This window comes from Micromonospora sp. R77 (assembly GCF_022747945.1).
GTDB lineage: Bacteria > Actinomycetota > Actinomycetes > Mycobacteriales > Micromonosporaceae > Micromonospora.
Map to the genome: position 1 here is coordinate 4,973,348 of NZ_JALDST010000001.1, position 15,858 is coordinate 4,989,205.

19 protein-coding genes and 2 pseudogenes are annotated in these 15,858 nt (G+C 74.8%); 11 read left to right on the forward strand and 10 right to left on the reverse strand.

Features of this window, described 5'->3' with window-relative positions; genetic code table 11:
- Positions 1–34: 34 nt before the first annotated feature.
- Positions 35–157: a hypothetical protein gene (locus MRQ36_RS33450; protein WP_278187586.1), complete on the reverse strand. Its 123-nt coding sequence runs from the start codon at positions 155–157 to the stop codon at positions 35–37.
- 138 nt (positions 158–295) lie between these two features.
- Between MRQ36_RS33450 and MRQ36_RS23430 the strand changes: the two are divergent.
- Positions 296–1,801 (forward strand): annotated as a pseudogene (locus tag MRQ36_RS23430) (glycoside hydrolase family 3 protein).
- A 28-nt stretch (positions 1,802–1,829) separates the two neighbouring features.
- Here the strand turns inward: MRQ36_RS23430 and MRQ36_RS23435 are convergent.
- Positions 1,830–2,117 (reverse strand): GNAT family N-acetyltransferase, encoded by a 288-nt coding sequence (locus MRQ36_RS23435; RefSeq protein ID WP_242798745.1) that lies wholly within the window; start codon positions 2,115–2,117, stop codon positions 1,830–1,832.
- Complete coding sequence (locus tag MRQ36_RS23440; protein ID WP_242798747.1) at positions 2,114–3,340, reverse strand: cysteine desulfurase-like protein; 1,227 nt, start codon at positions 3,338–3,340, stop codon at positions 2,114–2,116. The genes MRQ36_RS23435 and MRQ36_RS23440 overlap by 4 nt, the downstream gene beginning before the upstream one ends.
- A 110-nt stretch (positions 3,341–3,450) precedes the next feature.
- Here MRQ36_RS23440 and MRQ36_RS23445 point away from each other — a divergent pair, with 110 nt between their 5' ends.
- The 7 genes from MRQ36_RS23445 (at position 3,451) to MRQ36_RS23475 (ending at position 7,833) form a co-directional block, all read left to right on the forward strand.
- On the forward strand, positions 3,451–3,813 hold the full coding sequence (locus MRQ36_RS23445; RefSeq protein ID WP_242798749.1) for a hypothetical protein: 363 nt from the start codon (positions 3,451–3,453) through the stop codon (positions 3,811–3,813).
- A gap of 60 nt (positions 3,814–3,873) precedes the next feature.
- Positions 3,874–4,695 (forward strand): DUF1206 domain-containing protein, encoded by an 822-nt coding sequence (locus MRQ36_RS23450; protein ID WP_242798751.1) that lies wholly within the window; start codon positions 3,874–3,876, stop codon positions 4,693–4,695.
- 71 nt (positions 4,696–4,766) lie between these two features.
- Positions 4,767–5,963, forward strand: a complete 1,197-nt coding sequence (locus MRQ36_RS23455) for a mechanosensitive ion channel family protein (protein ID WP_242798753.1) — start codon at positions 4,767–4,769, stop codon at positions 5,961–5,963.
- 304 nt (positions 5,964–6,267) lie between these two features.
- A complete protein-coding gene (locus MRQ36_RS23460; protein ID WP_242798755.1) occupies positions 6,268–6,702 on the forward strand; it encodes a phage holin family protein in 435 nt (144 codons plus the stop codon).
- Positions 6,699–7,073, forward strand: a complete 375-nt coding sequence (locus MRQ36_RS23465; RefSeq protein ID WP_242798757.1) for a DUF3618 domain-containing protein — start codon at positions 6,699–6,701, stop codon at positions 7,071–7,073. The genes MRQ36_RS23460 and MRQ36_RS23465 overlap by 4 nt, the downstream gene beginning before the upstream one ends.
- Entirely contained in the window at positions 7,070–7,342 is a 273-nt protein-coding gene (locus tag MRQ36_RS23470) for a DUF4235 domain-containing protein (RefSeq protein WP_242798759.1), read from the forward strand. The genes MRQ36_RS23465 and MRQ36_RS23470 overlap by 4 nt, the downstream gene beginning before the upstream one ends.
- A 287-nt stretch (positions 7,343–7,629) precedes the next feature.
- On the forward strand, positions 7,630–7,833 hold the full coding sequence (locus MRQ36_RS23475) for a cold-shock protein (RefSeq protein ID WP_007075740.1): 204 nt from the start codon (positions 7,630–7,632) through the stop codon (positions 7,831–7,833).
- Between the two features lie 105 nt (positions 7,834–7,938).
- Here the strand turns inward: MRQ36_RS23475 and MRQ36_RS23480 are convergent, their stop codons facing one another.
- Complete coding sequence (locus tag MRQ36_RS23480; RefSeq protein WP_242798761.1) at positions 7,939–8,136, reverse strand: hypothetical protein; 198 nt, start codon at positions 8,134–8,136, stop codon at positions 7,939–7,941.
- Positions 8,137–8,215: 79 nt separating this feature from the next.
- Positions 8,216–9,199, reverse strand: a complete 984-nt coding sequence (locus tag MRQ36_RS23485; protein WP_242798763.1) for an aldo/keto reductase — start codon at positions 9,197–9,199, stop codon at positions 8,216–8,218.
- A gap of 86 nt (positions 9,200–9,285) precedes the next feature.
- Here MRQ36_RS23485 and MRQ36_RS23490 point away from each other — a divergent pair, with 86 nt between their 5' ends.
- Positions 9,286–10,080, forward strand: a complete 795-nt coding sequence (locus MRQ36_RS23490; protein ID WP_242798765.1) for a trans-aconitate 2-methyltransferase — start codon at positions 9,286–9,288, stop codon at positions 10,078–10,080.
- A complete protein-coding gene (locus MRQ36_RS23495) occupies positions 10,077–11,102 on the forward strand; it encodes an adenosine deaminase (RefSeq protein WP_242798767.1) in 1,026 nt (341 codons plus the stop codon). The genes MRQ36_RS23490 and MRQ36_RS23495 overlap by 4 nt, the downstream gene beginning before the upstream one ends.
- On the opposite strand, the gene MRQ36_RS23500 is transcribed toward MRQ36_RS23495, so the two are convergent.
- The 4 genes from MRQ36_RS23500 to MRQ36_RS23515 all read right to left on the reverse strand — a co-directional run bounded on the left by MRQ36_RS23500 (position 11,059) and on the right by MRQ36_RS23515 (position 13,682).
- Positions 11,059–11,346, reverse strand: a complete 288-nt coding sequence (locus tag MRQ36_RS23500) for a hypothetical protein (RefSeq protein WP_242798769.1) — start codon at positions 11,344–11,346, stop codon at positions 11,059–11,061. The genes MRQ36_RS23495 and MRQ36_RS23500 overlap by 44 nt on opposite strands.
- A gap of 232 nt (positions 11,347–11,578) precedes the next feature.
- Complete coding sequence (locus tag MRQ36_RS23505) at positions 11,579–12,595, reverse strand: HAMP domain-containing sensor histidine kinase (protein WP_242801318.1); 1,017 nt, start codon at positions 12,593–12,595, stop codon at positions 11,579–11,581.
- Entirely contained in the window at positions 12,520–12,963 is a 444-nt protein-coding gene (locus MRQ36_RS23510) for a hypothetical protein (RefSeq protein ID WP_242798771.1), read from the reverse strand. The genes MRQ36_RS23505 and MRQ36_RS23510 overlap by 76 nt, the downstream gene beginning before the upstream one ends.
- 29 nt (positions 12,964–12,992) lie before the next feature.
- Positions 12,993–13,682: a response regulator transcription factor gene (locus MRQ36_RS23515; protein WP_109800074.1), complete on the reverse strand. Its 690-nt coding sequence runs from the start codon at positions 13,680–13,682 to the stop codon at positions 12,993–12,995.
- Positions 13,683–13,755: 73 nt separating this feature from the next.
- On the opposite strand from MRQ36_RS23515, the pseudogene MRQ36_RS23520 reads away from it, so the two are divergent.
- Positions 13,756–14,684 (forward strand): annotated as a pseudogene (locus MRQ36_RS23520) (ADP-ribosylglycohydrolase family protein).
- A 115-nt stretch (positions 14,685–14,799) separates the two neighbouring features.
- Here the strand turns inward: MRQ36_RS23520 and MRQ36_RS23525 are convergent.
- Positions 14,800–15,666: a DUF1775 domain-containing protein gene (locus MRQ36_RS23525; RefSeq protein ID WP_242798773.1), complete on the reverse strand. Its 867-nt coding sequence runs from the start codon at positions 15,664–15,666 to the stop codon at positions 14,800–14,802.
- Positions 15,667–15,858: the final 192 nt, after the last annotated feature.

Consider the following 15,858-nt stretch of genomic DNA (forward strand, 5'->3'; position numbering starts at 1 on the left):
CGCCGGGCCGCCGGCCAACCCGCCGCGGGTGGTCTCAGCGGCGGAACATGGCCCGGATGGCGATCAACAGGAAGAGTCCGCCGACGACCAGGCCGAGCAGGCGTACGCCGGGGATGTCGGCCGCGCTCGTGGCGTCGGCGAGCAGCGCGGGATCCATCTGGGAACTCTCCCACGGGCCGCCGTCCGACGCGAGCCCGTAACAGTAAGGTTTATTGACTATTTAGGGACGCGGTGTGACCATGGCAGCACCCGCCGGGGCGGCGGACCGTGGGAAAGACGGGGGTACGACGGCGACATGAGCGAGCGGAACACTGCATCGGACGAGCTGGCGCGACTCGCGGCGGCCGTGCTCCAGCCGGGATTCGTCGGCACCGTCCCGCCGGCCTGGGTCTGCCGGTGGCTCGGCGAAGGGCTCGGCGCGGTGGTGCTCTTCGCCCGCAACGTCGTGGACCCGGCGCAGGTCGCCGCGCTGACCGCGACGCTGCGCGCCGAGCGCCCCGACGTCATCGTCGCGATCGACGAGGAGGCCGGCGACGTCACCCGGATCGAGTCCGCCCGGGGCAGCTCCCGCCCGGGCAACCTGGCCCTCGGCGCGGTCGACGACCCGACGCTGACCGAGGAGGTGGCCCGCGACCTCGGCGCGGAACTGGCCGCGGCGGGCGTCACCCTCAACTACGCCCCGGACGCCGACGTCAACAGCGATCCCGACAACCCGGTGATCGGCGTCCGCTCCTTCGGGGCCGAGCCCACCCTGGTCGCCCGGCACACCGCCGCCTGGGTACGTGGACTCCAGTCCGGCGGCGTGGCCGCCTGCGCCAAGCACTTCCCCGGCCACGGCGACACCCACGTCGACTCGCACCACGACCTGCCCCGCATCGGCGCCGACCGGGCCCGCCTCGACGCCGTCGAGCTGGCCCCGTTCCGGGCCGCCGTGGCCGCCGGCGTGCAGGCGGTGATGACCGGCCACCTGCTCGTCCCGGCGCTGGACCCGGAACTGCCGGCCACCCTCAGCCCGCGCATCCTCGGCGGACTGCTCCGCGAGGAACTGGGCTTCGGTGGGGTGGTGGTCACCGACGCGGTGGAGATGCGGGCGGTCGCCGACCGGTACGGCTTCGCCGGCGCCGCGGTCCGTGCCCTCGCCGCCGGCGCGGACGCGATCTGCGTCGGCGGCGAACGGGCCGGTGAGCAGGACGCCCGGCTGCTGCGCGACGCCATCGTCGCGGCGGTCGTGGCCGGCGAGCTGCCGGAGGAGCGGCTGGCCGAGGCGGCCAAGCGGGTCGGTCAGCTCGCCGCCTGGACGGTCGCCGCCCGGGCCGGCCGGGCGCCCTGCCCCCGGTGGGAGCCGACGGCTCCACGATCGGCCTGGCCGCCGCCCGCCGCGCGGTACGGGTCGTCACCGCCCCGGCCGGCACCGGCGTCCTGCCGCTGACCGGGCCGGCGCACGTGGTGGAGTTCGCCCCGCCCCGCAACATCGCGATCGGCGAGGAGACCCCGTGGGGCTCGCCGCGCCGCTGACCGCCCTGCTGCCCGGCACCACCACCACCCGGTACGCCGCCGGCGCTCCGCCGGCCGACCCGGTGGCCGACGCCGCCGGCCAACCCTCGTGCTGGTGGTCCGGGACCTGCACCGGCACGACTGGATGCGGGCCGCGGTGCACCGCGCCCTGGCCGCCCGACCCGACGCGGTCGTGGTGGAGCTGGGGGTGCCGGCGCTGGTCACCGGCGCGGTGCACGTGGCCACCCACGGGGCGACCCGGGCCGCCACCCGGGCCGCCGCCGAGCTGCTCACCGGCGCCCGCTGACCGGCGGCCGGAGCCGGCGCGGCACCGGTCAGGACTCGTGGACGACCAGGTCGGCGTACTCGGGGTGGCGCTCGATGAAGGCCGCCATGAAGGGGCACTTCGGCACCACCCGGCCGCCCCGCTCGCGGATCTGGTCCAGGGTGGCGCGGATCAGGGCCGCGCCGACCCCCTTGCCCTGGAACCGGTCGTCGACCTCGGTGTGCGTGAAGACCAGCACCTCCCCGCGCGGCACATAGGCGGTGAAGCCGGCCAGCGCGTCGTCGACCAGGATCTCGAAGCGGTGCTTGGCGGGGTTCTCCTCGACCAGGAAACTCACCGGACCATTCTCCCTCCACCGGCGGCCACCCGGTCCAGTTCGGCCAGCAACCGGTCCACCTCGTCGACCGTGTTGTAGTGGTAGACGCTGGCCCGGACCGCGCCGCCGCTGTCCCGCAGGCCCATCGCCTGGAAGTACTCGTAGGCGTAGTAGTCGCCGGCGGAGAGGCAGAAGCCGGCCGCGCCCAGCGCCGCCGCCGTCTGCGCCGGGGAGAGGCCGGCCAGCCGGAAGGAGACCGTGGGGCAGCGTCGCGCCGGGGAGCCGTAGACGGTGACGTCGGGGTGCGCGGTCAGGCCGGCGAGCAGCCGGTCGAAGACCTGCTCCTCGTGGGCCTGGGCGGCGGTCAGGCCGGCCCGGATCCGGTCGGCCCGGCTCCCGGTCGCGTCCGGGTCCAGACCGGCCAGGTGGTCCACGGCGGCGGTCACCCCGGCCAGCAACGGGAAGCTCGGCGTGCCGTACTCGAACCGGTCCGGGACCGCGTCGGCGGAGGGGAGCAGCTTCGCCGGGCGCAGCGCCTCCCAGTGGGCCGGGTCGGCGACCATCGCGGCCAGGTGCGGCCCCGACCACTTGTAGGCGCTGGTGACCAGGAAGTCCGCGCCGATCGAGGCGAGGTCGGTCGGGCCGTGCGGCACCGAGTGCACCCCGTCGACGCAGACCAGCGCACCGGCCGCGTGCGCGGTCTTCGCGATCGCCGCCACGTCCGGCGCGGTGCCGATGGCGTTGCTGCCGGCGGTCACCGCGACCAGCCGGGTCCGCGCGCCGACCAGGTCGGCGTACTGGCTGGCGGGCAGCTCACCGGTGGCCGGATCGAACTCTGCCCAGCGGACGGTCGCGCCGGCCGCCTGGGCGGCCTGCACCCACGGCCGCACGTTGGCGTCGTGGTCGAGCCGGGAGACCACCACCTCGTCGCCCGGCCGCCAGCCCGCGCCGAGCGTCCGGGCCAGGGTGTACGTCAGCGCGGTCGCGCTCGGCCCGAGCACCACCCCCTCCGGCCGTGCGCCGAGCAGGTCGGCCACCGCCGACCGGGCCGCCGCCACCAGCTCCAGCGACCGCCGGCCGGGGACGAAGGCGCTGCTGCGGTTGCCGATCGCGGTACGCATCGCCGCGCTGACCGCCTCGATCACCGGCTGCGCCGTCTGGGTGCCACCGGCACCGTCGAAATGGACGAAGCCCTCGGTCAGGGCGGGGTACGCGGCCCGGGTGCGGGCGATCTCGAACGGCATCCCCGCAGTGTAAGGAGGGGGCCCCCGTTAACGCCTGGTGTGGGTAAGGGGGCCCCTCCTTACACTGCGGCCGGGCGGCGCGGTGGCTGACGCCTCGTACCCTTGGCGGGGTGACGAACCGACGCTCCCCCTCGCCGACCCCCGTCCGCCGCGCCGCCGCCCTGGTGGCCGGCCTCACCCTCGGCGTGGCGCTGCTGGCCGGATGCAGCTCGGAGGGCGCCTCCACGAACTGCGGCCTGGACGCCTGCACGGTCACCTTCGACCGGGGCGTGAACGCCAGCGCCAGCATCCTCGGGGTCGAGGCGAAGCTGATCGGCGCCCAGAACGACCAGGTGACCGTCGAGGTCGCCGGCGAGCAGCTCTCGCTCACCATGGGCCAGCAGGCAGCGCAGGTGGGTGGCCTCCAGGTCAGCCTGGACAGCGTCACCGACCAGCAGGTGCAGATCCGGGTGGCGCGCAACCCCAACGGCTGACCGGGGCGGGCCGGCGGCGCCCGACGTTTGGAAATCTTTCCATCCGGAGATTCTGCCGCCATGTCACTCACCCGGAACGCCGAAGCCACCGCCGCGCAGGCCGCGAACAGCAGGTGGCTGGAACTGTTGACCCGGGCCGGTTTCATCGGCTACGGGATCGTGCACCTTCTGTTCGCCTGGCTCGTGCTGCAGATCGCCTTCGGCAAGTCCGGCGAGGAGGGCAACCAGAACGGTGCGCTGCGCACCCTCGGCACCCAGCCGATGGGCAAGTTCCTGCTGGTCACGATCGCGATCGGGCTCTTCGCCATGGCCATCTGGCAGGCGTTCGAGGCGGCGATCGGGCACCGCGGGCTGCGCGACAAGGACCGGCTGTTCGAGCGGATCGCCTCGGTGGTCCGTACCGTCGTCTTCGTCTGGCTCGGCTGGACCGCGATCAAGGTCTTCCAGGAGGCCAGCTCCAACGCCGCCGACAAGCAGGAGGCGCTGTCGGAGAAGCTGATGGCCTCCACCGGTGGCCGCTGGCTGGTGGGGATCGCCGGGCTGGTGCTCGCCATCGTCGGCATCGGCATGGTGATCTACGGGCTGAAGAAGAAGTTCGAGCGGAACCTCAAGATCGGTGAGATGAGCCCGAAGACCCGTACCCTGGCCCGCCGCCTGGGCATGGCCGGCTACGCGGCCCGGGGCACCGTCTTCGCCGTCGCCGGCGTCCTGATCATCGTGGCCGCGGTGAAGTACGACCCGGAGAAGGCCCGTGGCCTGGACGCCGCCCTGCGCACCATGCGCGACCAGCCGTGGGGTCCGGTGATCCTGGCGCTGATGGCGCTCGGTATCGCCGCCTTCGGCGTCTACTGCTTCCTCCAGTCCCGGTACCGTCGGGTCTGACCTGGTCGATATCCGGTCCGCCGGGCACCATGGGCACCTGCCCGATCGCCCGGCCGGAGGGAGAAGGACCTGTGCGGAGCTACCTCGTGACGATCGTCGCCGCGCTCGCCGCGGCGGCGATCGCGCTGTTGCTGGTCGAGGTGGTGCACCGGGTGACCCGCCGGCTGGGGCGGCGTTCCCTGCTGATGACCGAGCTCACCGAGCACTCGCACCGGCCCTTCCAGGTGGCCGGCACCGTGCTCGCCGTGCAGCTCGCCGTCCGCTTCACCACCCTCTACGCGGTGGGCAGCCCGTGGCGGCAGGCCGTCCTGCACGTCCTGGTGATCGCCCTGATCGCCGCCGCCGCCTGGCTGGTCGCCTCGCTGCTGGTGGTGATCGAGGACACCGCGCTGGCGAAGTTCCGGGTGGACGTGCCGAACAACCGCCATGCCCGCCGGGTACGCACCCAGGTGGTGCTGCTGCGCCGGCTGACCATCGCGGTGATCGTGGTGCTCGCCGTCGGCGTGACGCTGATGACCTTCCCCGCCGTACGCGGTATCGGGGCCGGGGTGCTGACCAGTGCCGGTGTGGTCGGTGTGGTGGCCGCCCTCGCCGCGCAGAGCCTCCTCGGCAACGTCTTCGCCGGCCTCCAGCTCGCCTTCAGCGACGCGGTACGCCTCGACGACGTGGTCGTGGTCGAGGGGGAGTGGGGCCGGATCGAGGAGCTGACGCTCAGCTACGTGGTGGTGCAGATCTGGGACGACCGCCGGCTGATCCTGCCCACTTCGTACTTCACCAGCAAGCCGTTCGAGAACTGGACCCGGACCGAGGCGGCGGTGCTGGGCACCGCCGTGTTCGACGTCGACTGGGCGCTGCCGGTGCAGGCGATGCGGGAGGAGCTGCGCCGGCTGGTCGAGTCCAGCGACCTGTGGGACGGCCGGGTCTGCGTCCTGCAGGTGGTCGACGCCACCGGCGGCATGATCCAGGTGCGGGCGCTGGTCAGCGCCGCCGACGCCGGCAGCCTCTGGGACCTGCGCTGCCTGGTCCGCGAGCACCTGGTGGCCTGGGTACGCGACCACCGGCCCACCGCCATGCCCCGGGTGCGGGCCGAGGTCGGCGACGCGACCGGCGCCCTGCCCTGGCAGGCGGTGCAGCCCCGCCGGCCGGTCCGGCGGCTGCCCGACACCGACGTGCCGGACGACGCCCGGGTCTTCGGCGGCAGCGACGACGGCGAGGCCCGCAGCGAGGCGTTCGTCGGCCGGGAGGAAGCCGCCGACTCCCGCCGCTGACAAGCAGCCCACCACGGAACCCCCGGCCGTCCCGCCGGGGGTTCCGTGCGTCGCGCGTGACCTCGCCGGCACCGTACCCGTTGCACCTGCCGGACGCCGGTCGGTGCGGGTCCGGTCGCCCCTGGCGGTGAGATCTGCCCCGCCGGGGTTTGGTCCGCCGCTTCCGGGGGACCTGCTGCGCACGCCCTGGCTCCGGCCCGCGCCGGACGGCGGGCGGCGCGACCGGGTGGACCGGCCGCTCCGCGCAGGATTGACGGGTGGCGACTCCGGGCATACAGCGCGGTGATGATGAAAGGAGGACAGCATGGCTGACGTCGCGAGTCGCAGCACGTCCCGGACCGGGAGCGAGCCGTCCACCGCCGAGTTGGTGCAGCGGGCCACCGAGCAGGTCTCCCGCCTGGTGCGGGACGAGCTGGCGCTGGCCCGGGCGGAGCTGACCGAGAAGGGCAAGCACGCCGGGATCGGAATCGGTCTCTTCGGCGGCGGCGGGGTGATGGCGCTCTACGGGGCCGGCGCCCTGGTCGCCACGGTGATCCTGCTGCTGGCGCTGATCATGCCGGCCTGGTTGGCCGCCCTGATCGTGGCGGTGGTGCTCTTCGTGCTCGCCGGAATCCTGGCCCTGGTCGGCAAGAAGCAGGTCAGCCGTGCGGTCCCACCGGTGCCGGAGGCGGCGGTCCGCAGCGTCCGGGCGGACGTGGACACCGTCACCGCCGCGGTGAAGGACGGGAGGCGGGCATGACGGGCAACGGGACCGGCGACCGGGAGGCGCTCCGCGAGGAGATCCGGCGTACCCGGGTGGAGTTGGGTGAGACGGTGGAGCTGCTGGCGGCCAAGGCCGACGTCAAGGCCCGGCTGAAGGACTCCGCCGAGCAGGCGAAGGAGCGGATGCGCGAGCAGGCCGCCCAGACCGTGGCCCGGATGCGTGGGCAGGCCGCGCAGAAGGCGGTCGAGCTCCGCGGGCAGGCCGCCGAGAAGGCCCGGGTCGCCCGGGATCAGGCGTACGAGACTCAGGTGGCGGTCCGGCGCAACCCGGTGCCGTGGGCGACGGTCGCGGCCGGCGCGCTGGCGACCGTGGTGGTGCTGCTGATCGTCCGGGGGAGGCGCAGGTGAGCAAGGCAATCGGCAGGGCCGCCTACAAGCCGGTCGGGGTGCTGCTCGGGCTGGCCGCCGGTACGGTCGCCGGGGCGATCTTCCGGCAGGTCTGGAAGGTCACGGCCGGCGACGGCGAGGCGCCCAGCGCCACCGACGAGGACCGCGGCTGGGGCGAGATCCTGGCCGCCGCGGCGTTGCAGGGCGCGATCTTCGCGGTCGTCCGGGCCGCCGTGGACCGGGGCGGGGCCGTCGGCGTACGCCGGATGACCGGCCGCTGGCCCGACTGATCCCAGGTCGCGCGGGCCCCTTTCCCACCTCGTGGGGAAGGGGCCTTTCGCATGCTTCCGCCGGCCCGCGCAGTGGATCTCACGCATCCGTCAGGTCACATGTCGGAGAAATTCGTCCGGTACTCTGTGCAGAGTTTTCGCTACGTGGTTTGCTGTTCCACGCTGTTGCGAGACGGCGTGGGTTGAGAGAAGTCTCCTTGACCGGGGGCCGCCTCAGGCACCGCTGCTCGAAAACGGCCAATCGGCCGCACGGCGTGCTCGGCCGCCAGTTTTAGAAGGAGATACACATGGCGCAGGGAACCGTGAAGTGGTTCAACGCAGACAAGGGCTTCGGCTTCATCACCGTCGACGGCGGGGGTGCTGACGTGTTCGTCCACTTCTCGGCCATCCAGACCAGCGGCTACCGCACGCTGGAGGAGAACCAGCGGGTGGAGTTCGAGATCGCCCAGGGTCAGAAGGGTCCGCAGGCCGAGCAGGTCCGCCCCATCTGAGCAGTGCCGGCCGCGCGTCGGCCGGTGCGATCCGGTCACCCGGATCGAAGCGAAGCCCCGCAACCCGTACCGGGTGGCGGGGCTTTCCGCGTCTCGCGTCGTGCGTCAGGGACGGGGTCGGCGGGCCCGCATGCCGTACCAGAGCGCGCCGAGTCCGATGAGGACCAGCAGCGCGCCGAGCACGGCCCAGACCCGCTGGTCGGTCATCACGCTGCCGCCGGCATAGCCGAGCCCCTGCACCGTCCACACCGCACCGGTCACCACGGCCAGCAGGCCGAGCGTGAGCGGGAGCCAGCCCCTCATCCGTTTCCCTTTCGACGACTGTCTCCAGCATGCCGGCCGGCGCGCGCCGGCCGGGACGCCGCGCCGGTGGCGAGCGGCGTCACCACCGGTCGTGCACCTGCGGGCGGATCAGCTCGTCGTAGGTGGCCCGGACGGCGGCCAGTTCCGCCTCGCCCAGCGGCGGCAGGTCGGCCGCGGCGGCGTTGCGCCGGGCCTGCTCGGCGTCGCGGGCGCCGGGGATGACCACGGTGACGCCGGGCTGGTCGAGGATCCAGCGGAGCGCGAACTGGGCCATCGTCCGGTCGGTGCCGACCAGCGGGGCGAGCCGGCGCACGGCGGTCAGCCCGAGGTCGTAGTCCACGCCGGAGAAGGTCTCCCCGACGTCGAAGGACTCGCCGTGCCGGTTGAAGTTCCGGTGGTCGTCGGCGGGGAAGGTGGTGTGTTCGTCGTACCGGCCGGAGAGCAGGCCGCTGGCGAGCGGCACCCGGGCGATGATGCCCACCCCGGCCGCGGTGGCGGCGGGCAGCACCCGTTCCAGGGGCTTGTGCCGGACCGCGTTGAGGATGATCTGCACGCTGGCCACGCCGGGGCGGGCGATGGCGGTGAGCGCCTGGTCGCAGGTCTCCACGCTGACGCCGTACCCGGCGATCCGCTTCTCGGCGACCAGCGTGTCCAGGGCGTCGAAGGCCCGGTCGTCGGTGAAGACCGCGCTGGGCGGGCAGTGCAGCTGGACCAGGTCGAGGGTGTCGACACCGAGGTTGGCCCGGGACCGGTCGGTCCAGGCCCGGAAGTTGTCCAGGTGGTATTCCTCGGGCCGCTGCTCGACCCGGCGGCCCATCTTGGTGGCCACGGTCAGCCCGTGCCCGGGGTGTTCCCGCAGGAACCGGCCGATCAGCTGTTCGCTGCGGCCGTCGCCGTAGACGTCGGCGGTGTCGAGGAAGGTGACCCCGGCGTCCACGGCGGCGGCGAGGACGGCCATCGCCGCGTCCTCGCTGACCTGGCCCCAGTCGGCGCCGAGTTGCCAGGCGCCGAGGCCGACGATGCCGACGTGCCGGCCGAGCCGGTCGAAGCTGCGCTGTTCCATCCCACCGAGCCTAGTGAGGTGCTTGCCGGTCCGCGCGGCGGGCCGTAGGGTCGCAACAAGACGGACGTACGGTTTGGGAGGCTGTCATGTGGGATCCCGGCACCTATCTGCGCTACGCCGACGAACGGTCCCGCCCCTTCCACGACCTGGTCGCCCGGATCCCCGCCGACGCGCCCCGCGCCGTGGTCGACCTCGGCTGCGGGCCCGGCACCCTCACCGCCACCCTGGCCGACCGCTGGCCGGCGAGCCGGATCGCCGGCCTCGACTCCTCGCCGGAGATGATCGGCGAGGCCGCGGCGCTGGCCGCCGGAGTGGACTTCGCCGTGGGCGACGTCCGCGCCTGGCGACCCGGGCCGGACGTCGACGTGGTGGTGGCCAACGCGGTCCTCCAGTGGGTCCCCGAGCACCGTGAGCTGCTCACCCGCTGGGCCGCCGAGCTGCCGGCCGGGGCCTGGCTCGCGTTTCAGGTGCCGGGGAACTTCGCCGCCGCGTCGCACCGGGCCCTGCGCGAGGTCGCCGGCCGGCCACGCTGGCGCGGCACCGTCGCCCCGCTGCTGCGGGCGGAACCGGTCGACGACCCGGCCGACTACGCGGCGCTGCTGGTCGGTGCCGGCTGCGCCGTCGACGCCTGGGAGACTACCTACGTGCACCTGCTCCCGGCCGCCGCCGACGCGGATCACCCGGTGCTGAGCTGGATGGAGGGGACGGCGCTGCGCCCGGTGCGCGCCGCGCTGGACGCCGCCGGCTGGGCCGACTTCCGCACCGAGCTGGGGGTACGCCTCGCGCAGGCGTACCCGGTGCGGCAGGGTCAGGTGTACTTCCCGTTCCGCCGGATCTTCGTGGTGGCCCGCACCGGCACCCGCGCAGAGGAGAACCTGTGACCGACCTGCCCACCTTCATCGCCGGACTGCCCAAGGTGGAGCTGCACGTGCACCACGTCGGCTCCGCGTCGCCCCGGATCGTCTCCGAGCTGGCCGCCCGGCACGAGGGGCGCAGCCCCGTCCCCGCCGACCCGGACGCGCTCGCCGACTACTTCGCATTCCGCGACTTCGCCCACTTCATCGAGGTCTACCTCAGCGTGGTCGACCTGATCCGCGACCCCGAGGACGTCTGGATCCTCACCCACGAGGTGGCCCGGGAGCTGGCCCGCCAGCAGGTCCGGTACGCGGAACTCACCGTCACCCCGTACTCGCACGTGCACCGGGGCATCCCCGCCCCGGCGTTCTGCGAGGCGATCGAGGACGCCCGCAAGCGGGCCGAGGCCGACTTCGGCATCGCGCTGCGCTGGTGCTTCGACATCCCCGGTGAGGCCGGCCTGCCCGCCGCCGAGCAGACCCTGCGGATCGCGCTGGACGAGCGGCCCGACGGGCTGATCAGCTTCGGCCTCGGCGGCCCGGAGATCGGGGTGCCCCGGCCGCAGTTCACGCCGTACTTCGACCAGGCCCGGGCGGCCGGGCTGCGCTCGGCCCCGCACGCCGGGGAGACCACCGGCCCGCAGACCGTCTGGGACGCGCTGCGCGACCTCGGTGCCGAACGGATCGGGCACGGCATCTCCGCCGCGCAGGACCCGGAGCTGCTGGCCCACCTGGCCGAGCGGCGGATCGCCCTGGAGGTGTGCCCCACCTCCAACGTCCGCACCCGGGCGGTCGCCACCATCGAGGAGCACCCGCTGCCCCGGCTGGTCGAGGCCGGCGTGCTGGTCACCATCAACAGCGACGACCCGCCGATGTTCGGCACCACCCTCAACGACGAGTACGCCGTCGCCGCCCGGCTGCTCGGCCTCGGTCCGGACGGTCTGGCCGCCCTGGCCCGTGACGCGGTGACCGCCTCGTTCCTGGAGCCGGCGGAGAAGACGCGGATCAGCGCCGAGATCGACGCCTACCTGGCGGCCGCGACCCGCTGACCGGGCCGGCCGGCACCGGCCGCCGCGACAGCCGTGGCGGCCGGTGCCGGCGGTGGCGCATCAGTCCGAACCCGACGACCGCGCCCAGCGCGGTGGCCGCCGACAGCCGGGCGACCGAACCGTCGAGCGGCGGGCGGTCCGTCCCGTACGCCAGCACCGGGTCCTGCCACGCGGCGAGGGTGAGGGTTATCCCCAGCCCGATCACGGCGGCCCAGCGGAGCAGCCGGCTGACGGTCGGCGTCATCACGGTCACCTCACGCCCGGGTGCGGGTCGACGGGGAGTGGCGCGCGGTGGGGGCGAGGTGTGGGGGGACCGCGACCCCCACCGCGCGCACGGCTCCGTCGGCCGAGGGTCTTGCGGGGCGTTCCGACCGACGGAACTGGTGGGTTCGTCCCTGATCCTGTCAGCACCGGCCGGCCGGACCGGCCCCGTTAATCCGGATCTAAGGAAGACTTGCGCCGGCGCACAGCCGTCCTCAGCGCGGCCGGGGCCAGCGCCGGGGCTTCGACTCGCGCGCGTCCCGGGCCATCCGGCCGACCAGACCGAACCGGTTGACCTGCCGGGGCGTCGCCTCCGGGTCGGCCAGCAGCATCACCACGCTGGCCCCGCCGAGCCGGGCCCGGTCGATGCTCACCGAGCCGTTGGCCTGCAACGCCACCCGCCTGGCGATGTCCAGCCCCAGCCCGGTGGAACCCTGGTCGCTGGCGCCGCGGCGCAGCGCCCGGTCCGGGTTGGCGATGCCGGGGCCGGCGTCGTCGATGCGGATCGCCACATAGCCGTCCCGCCGGCTCACCGCCACCTCGAAGGCGGTGCCCTGCGGGGTGTAGCGGAACACGTTGCCGATCACCGCGTCGAGCGCGGCGGCCAGCTCGGCCCGCGGCACCGGGGCGGGGATGCGCAGCTGGGCGCCGCTGACCCGGTGCGGGCGGTTCTGGTCGCCGGCGAGGGCCGCCCAGAACACCATCCGGTCCCGGACCACCTCGCTGACGTCGCACGTCGCCGGGCCGGTCTCGTGGGTCACCGCCTTGCGGGTGGTCTTGATCAGCTGGTCGACCTCGCCCTCCAGGGTGACGATCGCCTGCCGGATCCGCCGGATCCCGCGCCGCCGGTCCAGCTCCGCCTCGCTGAACGTGCCGATGCTGGTGTCGTCGGACTCCAGCGCCTCGGCGTCCAGCCGCAGCACGGTCAGCGGGGTACGCAGCCGGTGCGAGAGGTCCGCGACCAGCTCCCGCTCGTCGGTCCGCAGCGCGACGAGGCGGTCCGCCATCCGGTTGAAGGCGTGCCCGGCCTCGGCCAACTCGCGTGGGCCGCTCGGCTCGACCCGGACGGCGAAGTCACCGTCGCCCACGGCCAGGGCCGCCCGGACCAGGTCCGCGGTCGAGTCGACCGCGCGGGCGGCGACCCGGTCGACCACGATCACCGTCGCGCCGACCAGGGCGACCGCCACGGTGAGCAGCAGCAGCCAGCGTCCGCCCCCGCCGGAGTCCAGCACCGCGTCGGGCACGAAGACCTCGACCACGGCGACCCGGTCGCCGAGCACCACCGGGTCCAGCCGGAGCACGCCGCCGTCGACGTCGGTGACCACCGAGCGACGCTCGGCGGTGGCCAGGCCAGGGCCGCCGCGTCGGCGCGGCCGGCCGACTCGTCGCCGCCGAGCCCGTGCACGACGGGCCGGGTGGCCGGATCGTCACCGGCGGCGGCCACCGCCCGCTGCACGGCCGCCGGGTCGGTGCTGACCGCGAGCGCCCCGGTGACCAGCGCGGCCCGCCGGGCCGCGTCGGCGAGCTTCTCCTCCCGCGCCTGCGCACGCAGGCTGAGCCCGAGCGGGACGAGGAAGGCGAGCGCGAGGAGGGCGCACATGCCGGCCGTGAGCCAGGCCAGCGTGGGCCTCAGTCCGGCGCCACCAGCCGGAAGCCGACCCCCCGCACGGTGCGCAGGTAGCGCGGCTTCGCCGCGGACTCGCCCATTTTGCGGCGGAGCCAGTACAGGTGAACGTCGATGGTCTGGTCCTCGCCGACCGATGGCTGCCGCCATACCTCCTCCAAGAGTTCCCGCCGGGACACTACCCGGCCGGGACGTGCGGCGAGATACGCCAGCAGGTCGAATTCCTTGCGGGTGAGCGCCAGCGGCTCGCCGTCCAGCAGCGCACTGCGCTCGCCCACGTCCACCCGCAGCCCGCCGACGGTGTGCACGGCCGGCTGGACCGTACGGCTGGCCCGACCGGCCCGGCGCAGCACGGTGGTGATCCGGGCGTCCAGGTGCGCCCCGGTGAACGGCTTCACCATGTAGTCGTCGGCGCCGGCCCGCAGCAGCCGGACCACCGACTGCTCGTCGTCGCGGGCGGTGGCGATGATGATCGGCACGTCGGTGATGCCGCGCAGCATCCGCAGCGCGTCCGAGCCGTCCAGGTCGGGCAGGCCGAGGTCGAGGACGACCAGGTCGGGCGTCTCGGCGGCGACCCGGCGCAACGCGTCCAGGGCGGTGCCCACGGCGTGCACGGCGTGCCCCCGGTCGGTGAGGGACCGCAGCATCGCGCCGCGTACGACGTGATCGTCTTCGACCAGGAGCACGGTGGCCACGTCAGCACCGTACTTGGCGTGGCAAGTTGATCGCGTTGCGGCACTCCCCGGAACCGGGCAAGCTGGGACGGCGATGACGTTCACCCTCTTTCCCGACACCCGCCTCACGTTGGCCCGGGACTCGCTCGCCGGCCTGTCGGTCGGCGACGCCCTCGGCAGCCAGTTCTTCGTGCCGGGCCGCCGCCCCGGGGATCTCGCCGCCGGGCGGCTGCCGCCGCCACCGTGGCCGTGGACCGACGACACCGAGATGGCCTGCTCGGTGGTGGCCGCACTGGCCGAGGTGGACGGCATCGACCGGGACCGGCTGGCGCTGGACTTCGCCGAGCGCTGCGAGCCCTACCGGGGCTACGGCCCGGGGGCGGTGACCATCCTGCGGCTGATCCGCACCGGCACGCCGTGGCCGGTGGCCGCCGCGGCGGCGTTCGACGGGCAGGGCTCGTGCGGCAACGGCGCGGCCATGCGGGTGGGCCGCTCGGCGCCTGGTACGCCGACTCCACCCGGCGGGCCGCCGCGCAGGCCCGCGCCACCGCCGAGATCACCCATGCGCACCCCGAGGGGATCGCCGGGGCGGTGGCGGTGGCCGTCGCCGCCGCGCTCGCCGCCCGGGCCCGGCTCGACGGTGACCGGCCCGAGCCGGCCCGCTGGCTCGCCGCGGTGACCGCCGCGCTCGACCCGGCCGGCGAGGTCCACGCCGGGGTACGCCGGGCCGCCGTCCTCCTGGGCCGCCCGCCCGGCGAGGCCGCCGCCGTGCTCGGCAACGGTTCCCGGGTGACCGCCCAGGACACCGTCCCGTTCACCCTCTGGGTGGCCGCCACCCACCTGGACGACTACCCGACCGCGATCCGGGTCTGCGTGGAGGCGGGCGGGGACGTCGACACCACCGCCGCGATCGTCGGTGCGGTGGTCGCCGCGTACACCGGGGTCGGCACCGCCGGTGGCGTGCCGGACGGCTGGCTCGCCGCCCGCGAGCCGCTGCCCGACTGGCTGCCCGCGCACCCCTGATCCCCTCCTCCCCGTGCCGGCCCGACCTGTGCCCGGCCGGGGAAGCCAGGTCGGCGACGTGGCCGTCGGCTGTGCGCGGACCGCCACGTCGGCGAGCTGGTGTCGGGGCGGCGGGTCAGTGGGCGGCGGCCCGGGTGCCGCCGCGCACCGAGAGGACCGGCTCGCCGCCGTCGCCGCGGTGGGGTGGCTCGTCCTCGGTGGGGTCGAGGTCGTCCTCCGTGGGGTCGGCGTCGTCGGCCGCCGCGTCGGGGAGGGTCAGCGCGGTGCGGCGTCGACGGCTGAACAGCCAGCCCAGTGCCGCGCCGCCGGCCAGCCCGACGAGCAGCCCGCCGCCCAGCAGCAGGTCGGCGCTCGGGCCGTCGTCGGCACCGGCCGCCGCCGGGGCCGGCCCGTCCGCCGGTGCCTCGGCGGCCGAGCCGTGGCCGCCATGCCCACCCGCGCCGGGCAGCGCCGGCAGCAGGGTGACCGTCGGGGCCGGGTGCGCCCCACCCGGCGGGTCCGCCCACCGGACCACCGTGCCGTCGGCGTACGTCTGGACCACCTGGAAGGTCAACCGGTCGGTGGCCGGCATCGGGCCCATGCCGAGCGAGAGCCGGGCCGGGCCGGTCGCCGCGTCCGGCACCCGGATCCAGGTCACCGCCTCGGTCACCTGGTCCAGTTCCGGGGCGTGGATGCCGGCGACCGGCCGGTCCAGGGTGCGGGTGGTGATCCGGGGCGCCCAGCCCGGCACCGACAGCGGATAGACCTCACCGATCGGCGCGTCCGCCGGCATCCGCAGCTCGATCCGGGTGGTCCGGCTGCCGGTCCGCTCCTCGGGCAGCACGACGGCCACCTCCACCGCGTCGCCCTGGTGCACCTCGGCCGGCGAGGTCGAGATCGTCACCTCGGCGGCGTGCGCGGCGCCGGGCCAGCTCACCGGCCCCAGTACGGCGGTCAGCAGCAGCGTGCCCGCCCACCGCCGACCCCGACGGGTCATCCTCATGGTCGTCCCCATCCGTCTCGACGCGGCCGGTTCCGGCGCCGGCCACACCCGGTAGTTCGGCCCGGGGCGCGGAAAGGTTCAACGCGGGGCTGAACTCGTCCGGGCCACCGACCGGGACAGCGCGGCGCGGCCGACGGGGCGCGGGGGACGCCCGATAGCATCGCAGGAGCCGCTCAGTCGGCACTCGAAGAT